Origin of the sequence: Nocardioides sp. LML1-1-1.1, assembly GCF_040676175.1 — a bacterium.
Lineage (GTDB): Bacteria > Actinomycetota > Actinomycetes > Propionibacteriales > Nocardioidaceae > Nocardioides.
The window spans coordinates 510,404-526,702 of sequence record NZ_JBEGHK010000001.1; the positions used below are offsets into that span (position 1 = coordinate 510,404).

General features: G+C 73.7%; 15 protein-coding genes. 9 read left to right on the forward strand and 6 right to left on the reverse strand.

Annotated elements, in window-relative coordinates; genetic code table 11:
- The first annotated feature begins 25 nt into the window (after positions 1-25).
- Entirely contained in the window at positions 26-520 is a 495-nt protein-coding gene (locus MRBLML1_RS02525; RefSeq protein WP_364510908.1) for a hypothetical protein, read from the forward strand.
- Here MRBLML1_RS02525 and MRBLML1_RS02530 read toward each other — a convergent pair.
- The 3 genes from MRBLML1_RS02530 to MRBLML1_RS02540 form a co-directional block, all read right to left on the reverse strand.
- Positions 468-1,883: a cytochrome P450 gene (locus MRBLML1_RS02530; RefSeq protein ID WP_364510911.1), complete on the reverse strand. Its 1,416-nt coding sequence runs from the start codon at positions 1,881-1,883 to the stop codon at positions 468-470. The genes MRBLML1_RS02525 and MRBLML1_RS02530 overlap by 53 nt on opposite strands.
- Positions 1,884-1,923: 40 nt before the next feature.
- Positions 1,924-4,911, reverse strand: coding sequence for a helix-turn-helix transcriptional regulator (locus tag MRBLML1_RS02535; protein ID WP_364510914.1), 2,988 nt, complete (start codon positions 4,909-4,911; stop codon positions 1,924-1,926).
- Positions 4,912-4,990: 79 nt separating this feature from the next.
- Entirely contained in the window at positions 4,991-5,146 is a 156-nt protein-coding gene (locus MRBLML1_RS02540; RefSeq protein WP_364510917.1) for a hypothetical protein, read from the reverse strand.
- Between the two features lie 114 nt (positions 5,147-5,260).
- Between MRBLML1_RS02540 and MRBLML1_RS02545 the strand changes: the two genes are divergently transcribed.
- Together MRBLML1_RS02545 and MRBLML1_RS02550 are read left to right on the forward strand one after the other, a co-directional pair.
- Complete coding sequence (locus MRBLML1_RS02545; protein ID WP_364510920.1) at positions 5,261-5,953, forward strand: nitroreductase family protein; 693 nt, start codon at positions 5,261-5,263, stop codon at positions 5,951-5,953.
- Positions 5,954-5,964: 11 nt separating this feature from the next.
- Complete coding sequence (locus tag MRBLML1_RS02550; protein ID WP_364510923.1) at positions 5,965-7,905, forward strand: ABC transporter ATP-binding protein; 1,941 nt, start codon at positions 5,965-5,967, stop codon at positions 7,903-7,905.
- A gap of 20 nt (positions 7,906-7,925) precedes the next feature.
- Here MRBLML1_RS02550 and MRBLML1_RS02555 read toward each other — a convergent pair whose 3' ends face one another.
- Together MRBLML1_RS02555 and MRBLML1_RS02560 are read right to left on the reverse strand one after the other, a co-directional pair.
- Positions 7,926-8,579: a response regulator transcription factor gene (locus MRBLML1_RS02555; protein ID WP_364510926.1), complete on the reverse strand. Its 654-nt coding sequence runs from the start codon at positions 8,577-8,579 to the stop codon at positions 7,926-7,928.
- Positions 8,576-9,529, reverse strand: a complete 954-nt coding sequence (locus MRBLML1_RS02560; protein ID WP_364510929.1) for a sensor histidine kinase — start codon at positions 9,527-9,529, stop codon at positions 8,576-8,578. Before MRBLML1_RS02560 ends, MRBLML1_RS02555 begins: the two co-directional genes overlap by 4 nt.
- A gap of 86 nt (positions 9,530-9,615) precedes the next feature.
- On the opposite strand from MRBLML1_RS02560, the gene MRBLML1_RS02565 reads away from it, so the two are divergent.
- From MRBLML1_RS02565 to MRBLML1_RS02575, 3 genes are read left to right on the forward strand one after another with little or no spacing between them, the layout of a single operon-like run.
- Positions 9,616-9,948: a hypothetical protein gene (locus MRBLML1_RS02565; protein ID WP_364510932.1), complete on the forward strand. Its 333-nt coding sequence runs from the start codon at positions 9,616-9,618 to the stop codon at positions 9,946-9,948.
- A complete protein-coding gene (locus tag MRBLML1_RS02570; RefSeq protein WP_364510935.1) occupies positions 9,935-10,411 on the forward strand; it encodes a TrkA C-terminal domain-containing protein in 477 nt (158 codons plus the stop codon). The genes MRBLML1_RS02565 and MRBLML1_RS02570 overlap by 14 nt, the downstream gene beginning before the upstream one ends.
- On the forward strand, positions 10,408-11,700 hold the full coding sequence (locus tag MRBLML1_RS02575; RefSeq protein WP_364510938.1) for an ArsB/NhaD family transporter: 1,293 nt from the start codon (positions 10,408-10,410) through the stop codon (positions 11,698-11,700). Before MRBLML1_RS02570 ends, MRBLML1_RS02575 begins: the two co-directional genes overlap by 4 nt.
- On the opposite strand, the gene MRBLML1_RS02580 is transcribed toward MRBLML1_RS02575, so the two are convergent.
- Positions 11,685-13,664 carry a hypothetical protein gene (locus MRBLML1_RS02580; RefSeq protein WP_364510941.1) on the reverse strand — a complete coding sequence of 660 codons (1,980 nt, stop codon included), beginning with the start codon at positions 13,662-13,664 and terminating at the stop codon, positions 11,685-11,687. The two genes, MRBLML1_RS02575 and MRBLML1_RS02580, sit on opposite strands and share 16 nt — an antisense overlap.
- 107 nt (positions 13,665-13,771) lie before the next feature.
- Here MRBLML1_RS02580 and MRBLML1_RS02585 point away from each other — a divergent pair, with 107 nt between their 5' ends.
- Genes MRBLML1_RS02585 through MRBLML1_RS02595 form a run of 3 tightly spaced genes read left to right on the forward strand, consistent with a single transcriptional unit; the run spans position 13,772 to position 16,298 of the window.
- Positions 13,772-14,278 carry a DUF1992 domain-containing protein gene (locus MRBLML1_RS02585; RefSeq protein ID WP_364510944.1) on the forward strand — a complete coding sequence of 169 codons (507 nt, stop codon included), beginning with the start codon at positions 13,772-13,774 and terminating at the stop codon, positions 14,276-14,278.
- Positions 14,279-14,337: 59 nt separating this feature from the next.
- Complete coding sequence (locus MRBLML1_RS02590; protein WP_364510946.1) at positions 14,338-15,432, forward strand: HpcH/HpaI aldolase/citrate lyase family protein; 1,095 nt, start codon at positions 14,338-14,340, stop codon at positions 15,430-15,432.
- On the forward strand, positions 15,432-16,298 hold the full coding sequence (locus MRBLML1_RS02595; RefSeq protein WP_364510949.1) for an HpcH/HpaI aldolase/citrate lyase family protein: 867 nt from the start codon (positions 15,432-15,434) through the stop codon (positions 16,296-16,298). Before MRBLML1_RS02590 ends, MRBLML1_RS02595 begins: the two co-directional genes overlap by 1 nt.
- Position 16,299: the final 1 nt, after the last annotated feature.

Here is a 16,299-nt window from a genome sequence, read left to right on the forward strand (position 1 = left end):
CACCTCGACGGCGCACCCTGCCGCCATGACCCAGCGCGCGGCCACCGCCCACCACGACATCGCCCTCTCCGTCCCCCGGCACTGGGTGACCCATGCCGACCCCGAGCAGGCCATCGCCCTGGCGGCGCGGGCGCCCCGGCGGCTGGCCAGCGGGTTCGCGCCCGAGCTGGTGCTCCGCGCCGTCCTCGTCCCCGGCGACCCCGGGCAGTGGCGCACCCGTGCCCTGGTCGCGCCCGGCTCCGGCCTGGAGCAGTTCGAGGTCGAGGAGATCGATGGCGACGACGAGCTCTCCGGCCGGCCGGTGGGCTACCGCCGCTTCGGCCACCGGGTGGGCGGGGTCGCCGTCGTCTGCGACCAGTGGGTGTGGGTCGACGACGGCGTCGGCGTGACCTTCACCGGGTCCGTCGCCCGGGCCGACTACGCCGACTACGCCGACGTGTTCGAGAGCATCGCCGCGACGATCGAGGTCACGCCCGTCGCGCGACCCGGATCCGCGCCCCGCGGCGAGGGACGCTCGTGATGTTGCGGACCTGGGGCACGTCCGTGCCGACCGCGTGGACGTCGTACCGGCGGAAGACCTCGCGCAGCACCTCCACGCCCTCCATCAGCGAGAAGCCCGCTCCGATGCAGCGTCGTACGCCGCCGCCGAACGGGATCCACACGTTCAGCGCCGGGGCGTCCTTGCCGAGGAAGCGCTCGGGCCGGAAGACGTCCGGGTCGGCGAAGTTCGACTCCAGCTGGTGGCTCATGATGATGGAGGGGCCGACCGTCGCGCCGGCGGGAAGGTCCCAGCCGCCGACGGTCGCCGGCTTCATCAGGGTGCGCACCACCATCGGGATGATCGGGTGCAGCCGCATCGACTCCTTGAGCACCGCCTCCAGCCAGGCGTCGTCGCCCTCGTCGGCGGCGCGCTGGGTGCGCGCCAGCAGGTCGGCGCTGCGGCCCACCTCGACCAGCGCCCAGGACAGGGCGGAGGCGGTCGTCTCGTGACCGGCGAGCAGCAGCGTCACCAGCTGGTCCCGCAGCTCGGTGTCGTCCAGCCCGCTGCCGGGCTCGTCGGGGTCGGTCGCGGCCAGCAGCCGGGAGAGCACGTCGCTGCGGTCGGCGAGGTCGGTGGCCGAGCGCCGCTCGCGGATCTCGGCGTACATCAGCCGGTCGAGCTCGACCTGGTTCTCCACCGTGCGCCGCCACGGGCCGAGCTTCTGCAGGCGGGGATAGGCCCACCCGAGCAGCACGGCCGGGTTGATCTCGACGGTCCGGTTGACGGCCGGGCGCAGCCGGGTCAGCCGGTCCTCGTCGGTCACGCCGAAGACCACCCGGAGGATCACCTCGAGGGTCAGCGCGTTCATCCGCTCCAGGGCACGGAAGGGCTCGCCCTCAGACCACCCGTCGACCTCGTCGCCGGCGACCTCCGCGACCATCCCGCGATAGCCGCGCAGCGCGTGGCCGAGAAAGGCCGGCATGAGCAGCTTGCGGGCCCGGTGGTGCTCGGTGGAGTCCTGCAGCAGGAGCGAGTGCTCGCCCATGATCGGGCCGAGCACGGCGTTGCCCTTGCCGGCGTGGAAGACCTCCGGGTCGCCGGCGAAGATCTCCTTGGTGACCTCGGGCCGGGTGAAGAGCACCAGCGGACGGCCGCCGGGGATCAGGTTGACGGTGTAGGCGTCGCCGTAGCGCTTGTGCAGCCAGGGGTGGAACCGGTGCCGGAAGCGCATCAGGGCGATCGTCTGCACCAGGGCCGGCCACCGCGGTCCGGGCGGCAGCTGGTCCATCGGCACCGGCGGCAGTCCGCTCCCGCCGACCACGCTGGTCTTCTGGAACCGGCGCATCGTCAGGTCCCGGGTGTCGCCGTCTCGCGCCGCGCTGCGCTCCGCCTCGATCGTCACGCCGCCGACGCTACGCCGCGCGGGCGAGCGCGACAGCCTCCTACGGTAGGAGATCGTCGCGGTGCGCGATCGCCGCCGCCTCGGTCCGGCTGGCGGCGCCGAGCTTGCCGAGGATGTTGGAGACGTGGACGCTCACGGTCTTCGTGCTGATGAAGAGCTGCTTGCCGATCTCCCCGTTCGAGCGACCCTCGGCGACGAGCGCCAGGATCTCGACCTCGCGGGCGGTCAGCGCCGGTACGCCGGGCGCGGACGCCGCCGCGGGACGGGCCGCGGGGCGGCTCGACCCGGGCTCCGCGACCAGGCTCGCGACCAGGTCCGGGGCGCCCAGCCGGGCGGCGAGCTCGCGGGCGACCTCGGCCTCCTCCTTGGCGCGGACCGGCTCACCGACGAGGCGCAGGACCTGGGCGTGCGCGGCCCGGACCCGGGCCTGCTCGGGCACGTGGCCCAGCTTGACGGCGGAGTCGGACGCGGCCTGCCACGCACCGACGAGCTCCTCGCGGTCCTCGGCGCCGAGCCCGGCGAGCCAGCGCACCCGCAGGTGCTCGGCGACCAGGCGGTCGGCCCACATCCGGCCCTCCGGACCCCACGGGGTGCCCCGTTCCCGGGACCAGGCGAGCACGCCCTCACCGTCGGCTCGCAGCTGGTCGGCGCGGGCGGCCAGGGTCCGGCGTTCCGCGGCGGTGGCGCGCGGCAGGGCGGCGGCGAGCGCGGCGAGGGCCTGAGCGGCGAGGCGGATGCGTCCGCCGAAGTGCTCGTGCCAGATCCGGGTGAGCACCTCGACGACGTCGTCGTAGGCGGCGAGGGCGGCGGTGGCATCGCCCCGGGCGGCGTAGACCTCGAGCTCGACACCACCGCTGAAGACCGCGATCGCGCCCTCGCTGTCCCACAGGGCGCGCAGCGGGAGCAGCTGGTCGAGGACGTCGTGGCCCCGGGCACCGAGCACCGCGAGGCGGGCGGGCTGGATGATCCCGCGCGGGATCGGCGGGGCGCTCACGCCGTCGACCCCCTCGACGAGGGCGACGACGTCGTCCCACTCACCGAGGATGTAGCTGATCCAGGTCAGCTGCCAGCGCGACTCGATGCTGAACGGCGCCCAGAGCAGCCCGGCGCTCTCGCCGAGGTCGAGCGCCGAGCGGAACCAGCGCCCGGACTGCGCCCAGTCGCCGGAGTCCTGGTACGAGCGGCCGAGCAGCCAGCGGCCACGGATCTCGGCCTGGAAGGCGCCGGCGCGGGCGGCGCTCTCGACGGCCGACTCCAGGGCGCGGCGCAGGGCGTCCTGCTCGGTGCCGTCGACGATGCGGACCCGGAGGCCGCTGAGGGTGGTGCGGATGTCGGAGGCGAGCTCGGGCAGGGCGAGCCGCTCGGCGAGGGCGAGGGCCTCGGTGGCGAGCGCCTCGGCCTCGTCCTCGCGGCCGCGGGCGTGGGTGCCGAGCACGCGGGCGTAGGCGACGAGCACCTTGGCGCGCAGCGCACTCTCCCCCTCGGGAGCGAGCTCCAGCGCCTCCGCGGCCAGTGCGACCGGGTCGAGGTCGGTCTCGACGATCGCCAGCACCTCGACGTAGGCGACGAGCAGCCGGGCGCGGGCGTACGGCGAGGCGTCCGGGCCGAGCCGGGCGAGCTGCTCGCTCAGCAGCTGTCCGGAGCGGACGGCGTCCCCGCCGGTGGTCAGCGCGGTGGCGGTCTTGACCACGAGCTTGGAGTGGTCGATGCCGAGCCGGGTGGCGCGCTCGGCGTCCTCCAGGAGCTCGAGGGCCTGCTGGTAGTGGTCGGCGGCCTCGTCCGGGCCACCGACGGCCATCGCCTCGTCACCGGCCTCGATGCTGGCGGCGAGCGCGCGGTCCAGGTCGTTGGCGCGGCGCGCGTGCAGGGCGAGCTCGGCGGCGGTCCCCCGGGCCAGGCCGTCGTCGAGCGCCGTGACGAAGCGGGCGTGGAGCCGCACCCGCTCGCCGGGGAGCAGGTCGTCGTAGACGGCCTCGCCGAGCAGGGCGTGGCGGAAGGTGTAGCGGTCGCCGCGGACCTCCAGGACGTTCATCTCCACGGCCTGGCGCACCCCGGCGTCGAGGGCGTCGACCGGGAGGTCGGCCGAGGCGGCGAGCAGCTCGTGGCTGACCCGGCGGCCGGCGACGCTGGCGACCCGCACCACGTGGCGGGCGTCGTCGGCGAGCCGGTCGAGGCGGACGAGCAACAGGTCCGCCAGGTCGCCGGGGACGTCCCCGTCGGCGCAGGAGCCGGAGGCGACGAGCTCCTCGACGAAGAAGGCGTTGCCCTCGGCCCGGGCGACGATCCGGCTGACGGACGGCTCGTCCAGCCCGTCGGCGAGCGCACGCACCAGCGCGCGGACGGAGTCCTCCGAGAGCGGGCTGAGCGCGAGCCGGCCGACCTGCGGGAGCCGCGACCACTCGGCCACCTGGCGGCGCAGGGGGTGGCGGCGATGCAGGTCGTCGGAGCGGTACGACGCCACGATGGCGACCGGGCGGGCGAAGGCCCGGGTGAACAGGAAGCCCAGCATGTCCCGGGTCGACTGGTCGGCCCAGTGCAGGTCCTCGACGACGAGCAGGACGGGGGCCTCCGTGGCGGCGGCCTCCAGGAGCGCGTGCACGGCGACGAAGATGTCGCCGCGGTCGGTGGCGTGGCCGACCTCGTCGGCGGGGTCGTCGTCCCCGGACCCGCGCGTACGACGACCGGGCTGCAGCCGGGTCAGGGCCGGGTGCACGGCGGCGACCGCGTCGACGAGCTCAGGGTGGTCAGCGACGATCCGGCCGAGCACCTCGCTGAAGGGCAGGTAGGGCAGGGCGCTGTCGGCGAAGTCGAGGCAGTGCCCGGCCAGCACCTGCCAGCCCGCGCCGTGGGCGTGGTCGCGCAGCGAGCGCAGCAACCGGGTCTTGCCGACCCCGGCGTCGCCGGAGAGCAGCAGGACCCGTTGCGGGCTGCCCGTCTTCGCCGCGCGGACGGCGTCGTCGAGCACCGAGGTCGCCTCGGCGAGCTCGTCGTCGCGCCCGACCATCGTCAGGCTGCTGTGTACGGGCACGGGCACCATCATGGCGCCGCGCGCCGACAGGGTCTGCGTCAAGGGGTCGACCGGGTCGTGGCGTCGCGGGGGCGGGCGATCAGCGGGACTGGCGCTCGACCGCGGGGTCGGAGGCCGCCAGGCGGCGCAACCAGGACGAGCGGCTGCGGCCGGCCCGGCTGGCGGCGAGGCCGCGAGCGGTCCGCTGGCGGCGGTAGTCGTTCTCTGCGGAGATGAAGTAGTCGTTGTTGCTCATGCATCGAGAGTGGTCCTCTGAGGTAGGCCCGCACATCGGGCAAGTGCCCTATTCGCGCCTTCTGAGGTAGCCACCGAGGGCGGCCGCACCGGCTCGGGTGGGAGACTCTCCGACGTGACCCATGCGACGGAGCAGGCGGCCGAGGTGATGGCCGGGATGTCCTTCGCCGACGTCGTACGACGCCGCCGGATGACCCGGTCCTACTCCTGCGAGCCGGTCGACCCCGCCGTGGTCGAGCGGGCCCTCGACCACGCGACCCGGGCGCCGAGCGCGGGGTTCTCCCAGGGCTGGGCGTTCGTCGTGCTGGACACCCCCGAGACCGTCCGGGGCTTCTGGACGGCGCAGACCGATGCCGCGCTCTCGGGCGGCGAGCCGGACCGCTGGCTCGCCGGGATGATGGCGGCGCCGGTGGTGGTCGTGCCGTGCAGCCGGCGCTCGGCGTACCTGGACCGCTACGCCGAGCCCGACAAGCGCCGGGCCGGGCTGCACGAGCACGACGAGAGCCGCTGGGCGATGCCGTACTGGCACCTCGACACCGCGATGGCCTCCCTCCTGCTGCTCCAGTCGGTGACGGACGCCGGGCTGGGGTCCTGCTTCTTCGGCCTGGTCCCCGACCGGGTCGAGGCGGTCAAGGAGCGGCTCGGGCTGGTGGACACCGCCGAGGAGGAGGCACCGCACCCGATCGGTGCGATCACGATCGGCCACCCCACCCCCGGTACGACGGGCGCGCGCGGCTCCGCGACCCGGCGCCGGCGGACGCCGTGGACCGAGGTCGCGCACCGCGGACGCTGGGGCGCGGGCTGGTGAGGCCGAGTGCCGTGGTGACCCACCTGACGCCGGAGGACCTCGACCAGCGGGAGCCGGTGCTCCCGCGGATCGCGCGGCTGCTGCGTCCGTACCGCGCGAAGATCGCACTGGTGCTGGTCGCGGTCGTGGCGGCGGCGTCGCTGACCGCGGTGGCACCCTTCCTGACCAAGGCCGTCTTCGACGACGCGCTCTTCCCGCTCGACGGCGGCGGCCCGCACCTGGACCTGCTGGCGTGGCTGGTGGCGGGCATGTGCGCCATCCCGATCGTGGTCGCGCTGATCGGCATCTGGCAGATGTGGCTCACCTCGACGGTGGGCAACTCGGCGATGGCGGACCTGCGCGGCGACCTGTTCGAGCACCTGCAGAAGATGGAGCTGGCGTTCTTCACCGCCACCAAGACCGGCGCGATCCAGTCCCGGCTGGCCAACGACGTCGCGGGCGTGCGCACGGTGCTGACCGACACCGCGACCACCATCGTGCAGAACACCGTGACCGTGTCGGCGGCCCTGGTCTCGATGGTCGTCCTTTCGTGGCAGCTGACCGTGATCACGCTGTTCCTGATGCCGCTGTTCGTGGTGCTCCAGCTGCGGGTCGGCCGGGTGCGCCAGCGGCTGGCGCGACGGACCCAGGAGTCGCTCTCGGAGATGACCGCGATCACCGAGGAAGCCCTGTCGGTGAGCGGGATCCTGCTCGCGAAGGTGTTCAACCGCGCCGACTCCGAGGTGGAGCGCTACCGGGCGGCCAACCGCCGCCAGACCCGCCTCCAGGTGGAGCAGGCGATGACCGGGCGCACCTTCTTCGCCGTGGTGCAGACCTTCTTCGCGATCACCCCGGCGCTGATCTACCTCGCCAGCGGCTGGATCATCACCGGCGGCATGCCGGTCGGCGAGGACGCGCTCACCGCGGGCACCCTGGTCGCCTTCACCACGTTGCAGGGCCGGCTGCAGATGCCGCTGCTGCAGCTGATGCGGGTCACCCTCGACGTGCAGACCTCGCTCGCCCTGTTCCGTCGGATCTTCGAGTACCTCGACCTCCAGCCGGCCATCACCGAGCGGCCCGGCGCGACCGTGCTCGACCCCGAGCGGCTGCGCGGCCGGGTCGAGCTCCGGGGGGTGCGCTTCCGCTACCCCGAGCCCCGCGCCCTGTCCGGCACATCGACGAGCGACCGCTTCGGCGAGAGCGGCGTGCGCATCGAGGGCACCGACGAGGCACCCGCCCAGGGCTGGGCGCTCGACGACGTCTCGCTCGTGGTGGAGCCCGGCGAGCTGGCCGCGATCGTGGGTCCCTCGGGCAGCGGGAAGACGACGGCGACGTACCTGGTCCCGCGCTTCTACGACGTCACCGAGGGCGCCGTCCTCATCGACGGGCACGACGTCCGCGACCTGACCCTCTCCTCGCTGGCCGACGCAGTGGGGATGGTGACCCAGGAGCCGTACCTCTTCCACGGCACCATCCGCGACAACATCGCCTACGCGAAGCCGGACGCGACCGCCGAGGAGATCGAGCGGGCCGCGCGCGACGCCAACATCCACGACCGGATCATGGGCTTCCCCGAGGGCTACGAGACGATCACCGGCGAGCGCGGCTACCGCCTCTCCGGCGGGGAGAAGCAGCGCCTCGCCATCGCCCGGGTGCTGCTCAAGGACCCCCGGATCCTGATCCTCGACGAGGCCACGTCGGCGCTCGACAACGAGACCGAGCGACTGGTCCAGGAGGCGCTGGAGCGGGCGACCCGCTCCCGCACGACGATCGCGATCGCGCACCGGCTCTCGACCATCCAGTCCGCCGACGTGATCTTCGGCCTGGAGGACGGACGGCTGGTGGAGCACGGCACGCACCGCGAGCTGCTGGCGTCGGGCGGCCTCTACAAGCGCCTGTACGACGAGCAGTTCTCCCGCGAGCCGCACGGCCGCCCGCAGTGCGACAGCCGCCGGGCCGACGTCTCCCTGTGAGCGGCTCCTGACTCCCGCGCTCAGGGCTCCACGAGACCGGCCCGGATCGCGTAGCGGGTCAGCTGGGTCCGGTCGTTCATGCCGAGCCGGGCGAGGATGTTGGAGCGGTGCTTCTCCACGGTCTTCGCGCTGATGCCGAGGATCCGGGCGATCTCCCGGGTGGAGCGGCCCTCGGCGATCAGCTTCAACACCTCGTCCTCGCGCGGGGTGAGCACGGTGGCGGGCACCCGCTCGCCGCGGGCCAGCCGGTCGAGGTAGTCGCGGACCAGGGCACCCATCGCGCCGGGGTAGACGAACGCCTCGCCGCGCATCGCCGCCCGGCAGGCCGCGACGAGGTCCTCGTCGACGACGGACTTGAGCACGTAGCCGGAGGCCCCGAGGCGCAGCGCGGAGAAGAAGTACTGCTCGTTGTCGTGCATCGAGAGCATCAGCGCCCGCGGCGGCTCGCGCCGCCGGGCGATCTCGCGGGCCGCCTGGAGCCCGGTCATGGTCGGCATCGCGATGTCGAGGACGACGAGGTCCACCTCGACCTGACGCAGCAGTGCGAGCACCTCCGCGCCGTCGGCGGCCTCGGCGACCACCTCGATGTCGGGCTGCTGCTCCAGGATCAGTCGTACGCCGCGACGGACGAGCGCGTGGTCGTCGGCGAGGAGCACCCGGATCGGGGCGGTCATCCGGGCACCCGCAGCCGGACCGTCGTACCGCGGCCCTCGGACCGGACCTCGACCGCACCGCCGACCAGGGCCGCCCGGTCCCGCATCCCGACCAGCCCGGTGCCCTCACCGGCGGACCCGCTGAGCCCGCGGCCGTCGTCGGCGACCTCCAGCACGACGTCCGTCCCGAGCCGGAGCAGCGAGAGGTCGACCCGGGTGGCGGCGGCGTGCCGGACCACGTTGGTGAGCGCCTCCTGGGCGACCCGGTAGACGACCACCTCGACGTCGTGGCCCAGGTCCGGCAGCCCCGGCCCGAAGGTACGACGCACGGCCGGCCCGCCGTACGCCGCCACGTCGGTCGCCAGCGCGGCCAGCGCCGCCTGGAGGCCGAGGTCGTCGAGCACGCCGGGCCGCAGCTCGCGCGCCACCCGCCGGATGTCGTCGAGGCCGGTCCGGGCGCTCTCCCGCAACAGCTCCAGCTCCCCGCGCAGCTCGGCCGGCGCCCGCTCCTCGAGCTGCTTGAGCCCGAGCAGGACGACGGTCAGGCTCTGCCCGACCTGGTCGTGCAGCTCGCGCGCGATCCGCCCGCGCTCGGCCTCCTGCGCGGCGAGCGCCTGGGCGCTGGCGGAGCGCCGCTCGTGCTCCAGCCGCTCCAGCATGGCGTGATAGCTGCGCACCAGCTGGGCGCCCGGTCCCTCGCCGGCCTCGTCGAGCCGCCGTCCCTCGCCCCCGAGCCGGACCGTCGCCATCTCCTGGATCACCCGGTCCACCGGCGCCAGCGCGCGCCGCAGCAGGACGGCGGTGACCACGAGCACCAGCCCGAGCCCGACCACCAGGACCAGCGCCTCGGAGACCACGACCCGCGGCGAGACCCGGGCCGGCGAGACCAGCAGCGCCGCCGTGGCGGCGCACAGCACGGCCCCGTTGATCAGGCACACCTTCCAGTACAGGGACGTGTTGACCAGGCGCACGTGTCCACCCTCCCCGAACCGCGCGCCCGAGGAAATGGGGGGTAGACCCCATACCGCGGGAGCAGCGCGGGCACTTGGCTGGAGACATGCCGCCGACGACCGTCGTCCCCCTCACCGTGCGGTCACGCACCGCGGACGGTGCGGACATCCGCCTCCTGCTGGAGGCGGACGTCGCGACGACGGGGCGCGCGTCCACGGCCGAGCTGGAGCGGATGGCGCTGGCGCTCGTCGTACCCGCCGCGGAGGAGGCGGTACGACGGCGCGAGCTCGCCACGCTCGCGATCGACCCCACGCTCGGCCTGGACGCCGTCGGCGGCCACCTTCTCTCGGTCCGCGTGGTGGCGGTCGAGCACCTGCTGCTGTCCCCCTCCGGCGAGCCGGACCTGCCGCACCCGTGGAGCGCCGATGGGCTCCGCTGAGCTGGAGCTGGCCGTCGCGACCGGCCTGCTCTGCGCCGCGATCGGCTTCGCGGTCGGGCTCGCGATCGGCCGCGGCCGGCAGCCGCGCTGGGCGGAGAAGGGCAGCTTCGTGCACAAGGTGTCGATCGGGTTCGCGAGCCTGGACCGGATCGACGGGGTGCTGCTGCGCTTCGAGGTGGAGCCGGAGTCACGACTGGCGGGCGTGGAGGTCGACGAGCTGCGCCTGCCCGAGGGCGCGGCCATCGCACTGGTGACCCGCGGCCGGACCACGCTCGTGCCGAGCGGGCGCACCGCGCTCCGCACGGGCGACCAGGTGCTCGCCGTGGCCGCGCTCGGGCAGACCGGCCTGGTCGAGGAGCGGTTGCGCGCGGTGAGCCGCTACGGGCGGCTGGCGGGCTGGTACGAGTCCCTGGAGCCACCCAACAGCGCCCGCGCGTACGGCGTGCGGAGGTCCGCGGCGTGATCCTCACGTCCGCCGCCCTGTCGATCTTCATCGTCGCCTACGCACTCATCGCGACCGAGCGGGTGCACCGGGTCGCCGCCGCGCTCGGCGGTGTCGCGGCGATGGCGGTGATCGGGCTCGTCGACGCGCAGTCGGCGTTCTTCGACCACGAGACCGGCATCGACTGGAACGTCATCTTCCTGCTCTTCGGGATGATGGTGATCGTCGGCGTGCTCAAGCAGACCGGGCTCTTCGAGTTCCTCGCGCTGTGGGCGGCGCGGAGGTCGGGTGGCCATCCCTACCGGCTGCTGGTGCTGCTCGTGCTCATCAGCGCGACGGTCGCACCGATCCTGGACAACGTCACCTGCGTGCTGCTGGTCGCACCGGTCACGCTCTCGGTGTGCCGCCAGCTCGGGCTGCCCTCGGCGCCGTACCTCATCGCGCTGATCCTCGCCTCCAACATCGGCGGCACGGCGACGCTCATCGGCGACCCGCCCAACATCATCATCGGCAGCCGGGCGGGGCTCACCTTCGACGACTTCCTCGTCCACTCGCTGCCGCTGACCGTCGTGCTGCTGGTGGTCTTCGTGGTGCAGGCGCGGTGGCTGTTCCGCAAGTACTTCGCGGTCCGGGTCGACGTCGGCGACCTGCTCGGCGACCTGCGCCCGGCCGACGCGATCACCAACGTGCGGATGCTGGTGCGCTGCCTGGTCGTCCTCGCCCTGGTGATGGTGGCGTTCAGCCTGCACACGGTGCTCCACCTCGACCCGTCGATGGTCGCGATGATGGGCGCCGGCGCGACCGTGCTGGTGTCGCGGACCGAGCCGGAGGAGTTCCTGGAGGAGGTCGAGTGGGGCACCCTCGCCTTCTTCATGGCGCTCTTCGTGCTCGTCGGCTCGCTCGTCCAGGTGGGCATCATCGGCCGGATCGGCGAGTGGGCCGCGGACGCGATGGGCGAGCGCGAGCTGCTGGCCTCGACCGTGCTGCTCTTCGGCTCCGGCGTGGTCGGTGCCTTCGTCGACAACATCCCCTACACCACCGCGACCGTCCCGGTCGTGGAGGAGATGGTCGCCGCCACCGGTACGACGGGCGCGGACAGCCCGCTGTGGTGGTCCTTCGTGTTCGGCGCCGACCTCGGCGGCAACGCCACCGCCGTGGCGGCCGGCGCCAACGTGGTCGTGCTCGGGATCGCCGCCAAGGCGGGCGAGCCGATCAGCTTCTGGCAGTTCACCAAGTACGGCGTCGTGGTCACCGTGACCACGCTCGTCGTCGCCTGGGGCTACGTCTACCTGCGCTACTTCGCGCTCTGAGGAACGCCCCGCGCGTGCCGCCCCCGCGGCCGCCGGCAGGTGCCGACCAGGGTCAGGCCCGCGGCGAGCAGCAGCGCGGCCAGGCCCATCGGCCCACCGAGCGCCGGCGCACCGGTGTCGGGCAACGCGTCCGGCGCGCCGGCCGGCGGGGTGTCGGTGCTCCCGCCCACCTCCGGCTCGCTGGGACCGTCCGGGCTGTCGGGGGTCTCCGGGGTGGTGCCGGGCGACTCCGGGGTCTCCGGCTCGGTCACCGTCGGCGCGACGATCGTCAGCGGGATCCGCGCCGGCTGGCCCAGGTGCACGCCCGCGGCGTTCGTGTGCCGGTCGACGAGCGCGCGCACGGTGTCGGTGCCCGACGTCCCCGGCGCCGTGTACGTCGCGTCGTGCGCCCGTTGCGCGTCCAGGGTCCCGCTCGCCGGCGCCACCACGCCCCGGTCGGCGCTCCACGCCACCGCACGGGCGTCGAGGAGGCCCAGCGGCGTCAGCGGGCTGCCGTCGCTGAGCTGGTCGAGGGTGACCTTCACGGCGGTGCTCGCGCCGGTCTCGAGCGTGGTGGTCGCGGCGCTCGCGCGAGGCTGGATCCACGGGTCGACGTCGACGCTGCCGGAGCCGGTGCTCCGCCACGCGGCGCAGCCGTCCTCGGCCGGCAGGGACGGGGTGGCGATCGCGGGCGGCGCCTCGACGCACCCCCACCAGTTCTCGGTGGCGTCCACCGCGGTGGCGGTCTCGTTGGCGACGCCGACCCGGTCGGCGAAGAGCCGGTTCCGTGCGACCCGGACCGCGCTCGGCGAGCGGTCGCCGTCGAGCTCGACCGAGACGCCGGTGCCCAGGCCGGGCAGGTCGTTGCCGCGCACCCGGGCATCGGTGACCAGCCCGCGCAGCTGGACGCCGATCAGCCGGTCGGTGCGATGGGTGGCGGTGACCTGGTTGCCCTCGACCACCACCGTGCCCTGGCTCGCCCGCGCCGGGTCCTGGTCGGCGGGGCGGTGGAGGTTCGAGGCCACCAGGACGCCGTAGGCCGTCTGGCCGTCGACCAGCCCGGCCGCGTCGAGGTCGATCCGGTTGCCGAGGACCTGGATGTCGTCGTACCCGCCGAAGGTCAGGCCGGCGCCCGCGGGCACCGCGTTGCGGGCACCGATCAGCCGGCCCGCGCTGTCGTTGTCGCGGACGACGACCGGGTTCGGCATCCGGCTCGGGGTGTACTCGTTCATGACCAGCACCGCGGGGTTGCGGTTGGTGCCCTCGGCGAGGTCGTTGCCCTCGACCAGCGCGTCGCCGCGCCAGGCGTCGAGGCCGATCCCGTTGAGGCGGTGGTCGCGCAGCCGGGAGCCGGTCAGCGAGATCGACGGCGCGGTGCGGTCGCCGACGGTGGCGTTCCAGCCGCCGTTCGCGTAGATCGCGTAGCTGCCCTGGCTCGGGTCGCCCGAGGCGGCGGACAGGTCGAGGTCGTCCATCTCGATGGCGGTCACCGACGTCCGGGCGAAGTTGCCCATCACGATCGAGACCGTGAACCAGACCGTGCCGGTGCTGGTGCGGCTGGGGTTGCGAGCGGTGAGGTGCTCGATCCGGATCGCGCCGGCCGGGCCGCCGGCCGTCGCGTTGGGCGGGGCGATCCGGAACAGGCCGGCCTGGTTGATCGTGGCGGGCGAGGTGGGCTTGATCGTGCCGCCGCCGTCGATGACGACGCCCGCCCGGCTCTCCCCGCGGATGGTGACCGGCCGGGTCACCAGGATCGTGGTCTCGCGGTAGGTCCCGTTGCGGACGTAGACCGTGTCACCGGCCGCCGCCGCGGCGACCGCCGCGGTGATCGAGGTGTGGTCACAGCCCGCCCCGGCCGCCGGGCACACGACCAGCGTCGCCGGTGCGGCCGCGGCCGGCTGGCCCAGCGCGCCGACGAGCGCCCCCGACGCCAGCAGGACCAACGCCCCCAGGCGCGCCACCACGCCACCCCCCAGTGCTCCCATGAGCGGACAGTACGGGCGCCCGGGCACGGCCCGGGCGGCTGTCTGACGAAGTGTCACCAGATGTGAGACTCCGGCGCCGCGCTATCGTCGGGAGCGAGGTGAGAGGGATGCCCCAGGAGCCAGCACAGGAACGCCCGCGGGACGCGGGACAGGCCGCCGCGCGTGCCCGGATGGCCCAGCAGCAGTCCTGGGTGGACCTGCAGGTGCGCCAGGCGATGGAGCGCGGCGAGTTCGCGAACCTGCCCGGCGCCGGCAAGCCGATCGAAGGGCTCGGCGCGACCCACGACCCCGACTGGTGGGTCAAGCGGCTCGTCGAGCGGGAGCGGATCACCGTGCTCCCCCCGGCGCTGCAGCTGCGCAAGGACGACGCCACGCTCGACGCGCACCTCGACACCCTCGCGTCCGAGCGCGAGGCCCGGGCGTTCGTGGAGGACTTCAACGCCCGGGTGATCCGGGCGCGCTACACCCCCGTCGACGGACCGCCCCTCGTCACCATGCCGCGTGACGTCGAGGCGACGCTCGAGGAGTGGCGCGCAAGGCAGGCCGCGCGGCGTCGTACCCGCGTGGTGGAGGCGCCGCCCCCGCGCCGGCGCTGGTGGCGTCGCCGCGGCTGACGTCTCGCGAGAGATCCGTCATACCGGAGCCGGGTGACTCGCCGGTAGGTTGTCGAACCGTGAGTCACAAGAGCGCCAAGGACTTCTTCCGACCGCTCGCCGTGGGGGCCCCGCTCCCGCTGCGCGAGATCCCCGCCCGGCCGAGCCGCGCGATCCACTTCTTCGACCCGAGCAACGAGAAGATGGCCGCGAAGATCCCCGGGATGATCGGCACGGTCGACGTGCTGCTCGGCAACCTGGAGGACGCCGTCAAGGCGGACAACAAGGTCGCCGCCCGCGAGGGCCTGGTGAAGATCGCCCAGGCCACCGACTTCGGCCCGACCCAGCTGTGGACGCGGATCAACGCGCTCGACAGCCCGTGGGTGCTCGACGACCTCACCACGCTCGTGCCCGCGATCGGCGAGAAGCTCGACGTCATCATGGTGCCGAAGGTGCAGGGCGCCGAGGACATCCACTACGTCGACCGGCTGCTGGCCCAGCTCGAGGCCAAGGCCGGCATCACCAAGCCGATCCTCGTCCACGCGATCCTGGAGACCGCGCGCGGCGTCGCCAACGTCGAGGAGATCTGCGGTGCCTCGCCGCGCATGCAGGGCCTCTCGCTCGGCCCGGCCGACCTCGCGGCCGACCGCAAGATGAAGACCACCCGCGTCGGCGGCGGCCACCCGGGCTACCTGGTGCGCCAGGACCCGCCTCGCGACGCCGAGGGCAACAGCCAGATCGACGCCCAGCGCGCGATCTTCCAGCAGGACCTGTGGCACTACACGATCGCGAAGATGGTCGACGCCTGCGCGACGCACGGGATCTACCCCTACTACGGCCCCTTCGGCGACATCGCCGACGTGGTGGCCTGCGAGGACCAGTTCCGCAACGCCTTCCTGCTCGGCTGCGTCGGCACCTGGTCGCTGCACCCCAAGCAGATCGCGATCGCCAACCGCGTCTTCTCCCCCTCGGTCGAGGACATCGCGCACGCCCGCCGGGTCGTGGCCGCGATGGGCGACGGCACCGGCGCGGTCATGATCGACGGCAAGATGGAGGACGACGCCTCCCTCAAGCAGTGCCTGGTGCTCGTCGAGCTCGCCGCCAAGCTCGCCGAGATCGACCCCGAGCTCAAGGCCCAGTACGACGCGATCCCCACCAGCGAGGTGCAGTCCTGATGACCGAGTTCAAGCCGCTGCGCTCCGTCCTCTACATGCCCAGCTCCAACGAACGGGCGCTGGAGAAGGCCAAGACCCTGGCCGCGGACGCGATCATCTTCGACCTCGAGGACGCCGTCGCGCCCGACGCCAAGCCGGCCGCGCGCGAGGCCGCGGCGGCCGCCGTGCAGTCCGGTGAGTACGGCCGGCGCCACCTGATCATCCGGGTCAACGGCATCGGCACCGAGTGGCACGACGAGGACATCCGTGCCGCCGCCGCAGCCGGCCCGGACGTCGTCCTGGTGCCCAAGGTGAACTCCGCCGACGAGGTGACGGCCCTCGTCGCCGCCCTGGAGGCCGCCGGCGCGCCCGAGCGGACCACGCTGTGGGCGATGGTCGAGACCCCGATCGGGATGCTCAACGCCCTCTCGATCGCGCAGGCCTCGGACCGCCTCACCGGCTTCGTGATGGGCACCAACGACCTGGTCAAGGAGCTGTACGCCGAGCACGTCCCCGGCCGCCAGCCGGTGATCACCGGTCTCGGCCTCGCCCTGCTCGCGGCGCGCGCCGCCGGCATCGTGATCATCGACGGTGTCTACAACGACGTGAAGAACCTCGACGGCTTCCTCGCCGAGGTAGAGCAGGGCCGCCAGATGGGCTTCGACGGCAAGACCCTGATCCACCCCGGCCAGGTCGAGGGCGCCAACTCCGGCTTCGCCCCCGACGAGAAGGCCGTCGAGGACGCGCGCGGGCTGATCCAGGCCTGGGAGGACGGCAAGGGCTCCGGCGTCGTGACCTACAACGGCAAGATGGTGGAGAGCCTCCACGTCGAGTCGGCCGAGCGGACGCTCTCGATCCACGAGGCGATCCAGGCCCTGCAGGGCTGAT

Bases quoted from the DNA above. Each gene is read 5' to 3' on its own strand.
- MRBLML1_RS02525 (WP_364510908.1), top strand. From the start codon at position 26: ATGACCCAGCGCGCGGCCACCGCCCACCACGACATCGCCCTCTCCGTC.
- MRBLML1_RS02540 (WP_364510917.1), bottom strand. From the start codon at position 5,146: ATGAGCAACAACGACTACTTCATCTCCGCAGAGAACGACTACCGCCGC.
- MRBLML1_RS02555 (WP_364510926.1), bottom strand. From the start codon at position 8,579: ATGACCGCCCCGATCCGGGTGCTCCTCGCCGACGACCACGCGCTCGTC.
- MRBLML1_RS02565 (WP_364510932.1), top strand. From the start codon at position 9,616: ATGCCGCCGACGACCGTCGTCCCCCTCACCGTGCGGTCACGCACCGCG.
- MRBLML1_RS02570 (WP_364510935.1), top strand. From the start codon at position 9,935: ATGGGCTCCGCTGAGCTGGAGCTGGCCGTCGCGACCGGCCTGCTCTGC.
- MRBLML1_RS02580 (WP_364510941.1), bottom strand. From the start codon at position 13,664: ATGGGAGCACTGGGGGGTGGCGTGGTGGCGCGCCTGGGGGCGTTGGTC.
- MRBLML1_RS02585 (WP_364510944.1), top strand. From the start codon at position 13,772: ATGCCCCAGGAGCCAGCACAGGAACGCCCGCGGGACGCGGGACAGGCC.
- MRBLML1_RS02595 (WP_364510949.1), top strand. From the start codon at position 15,432: ATGACCGAGTTCAAGCCGCTGCGCTCCGTCCTCTACATGCCCAGCTCC.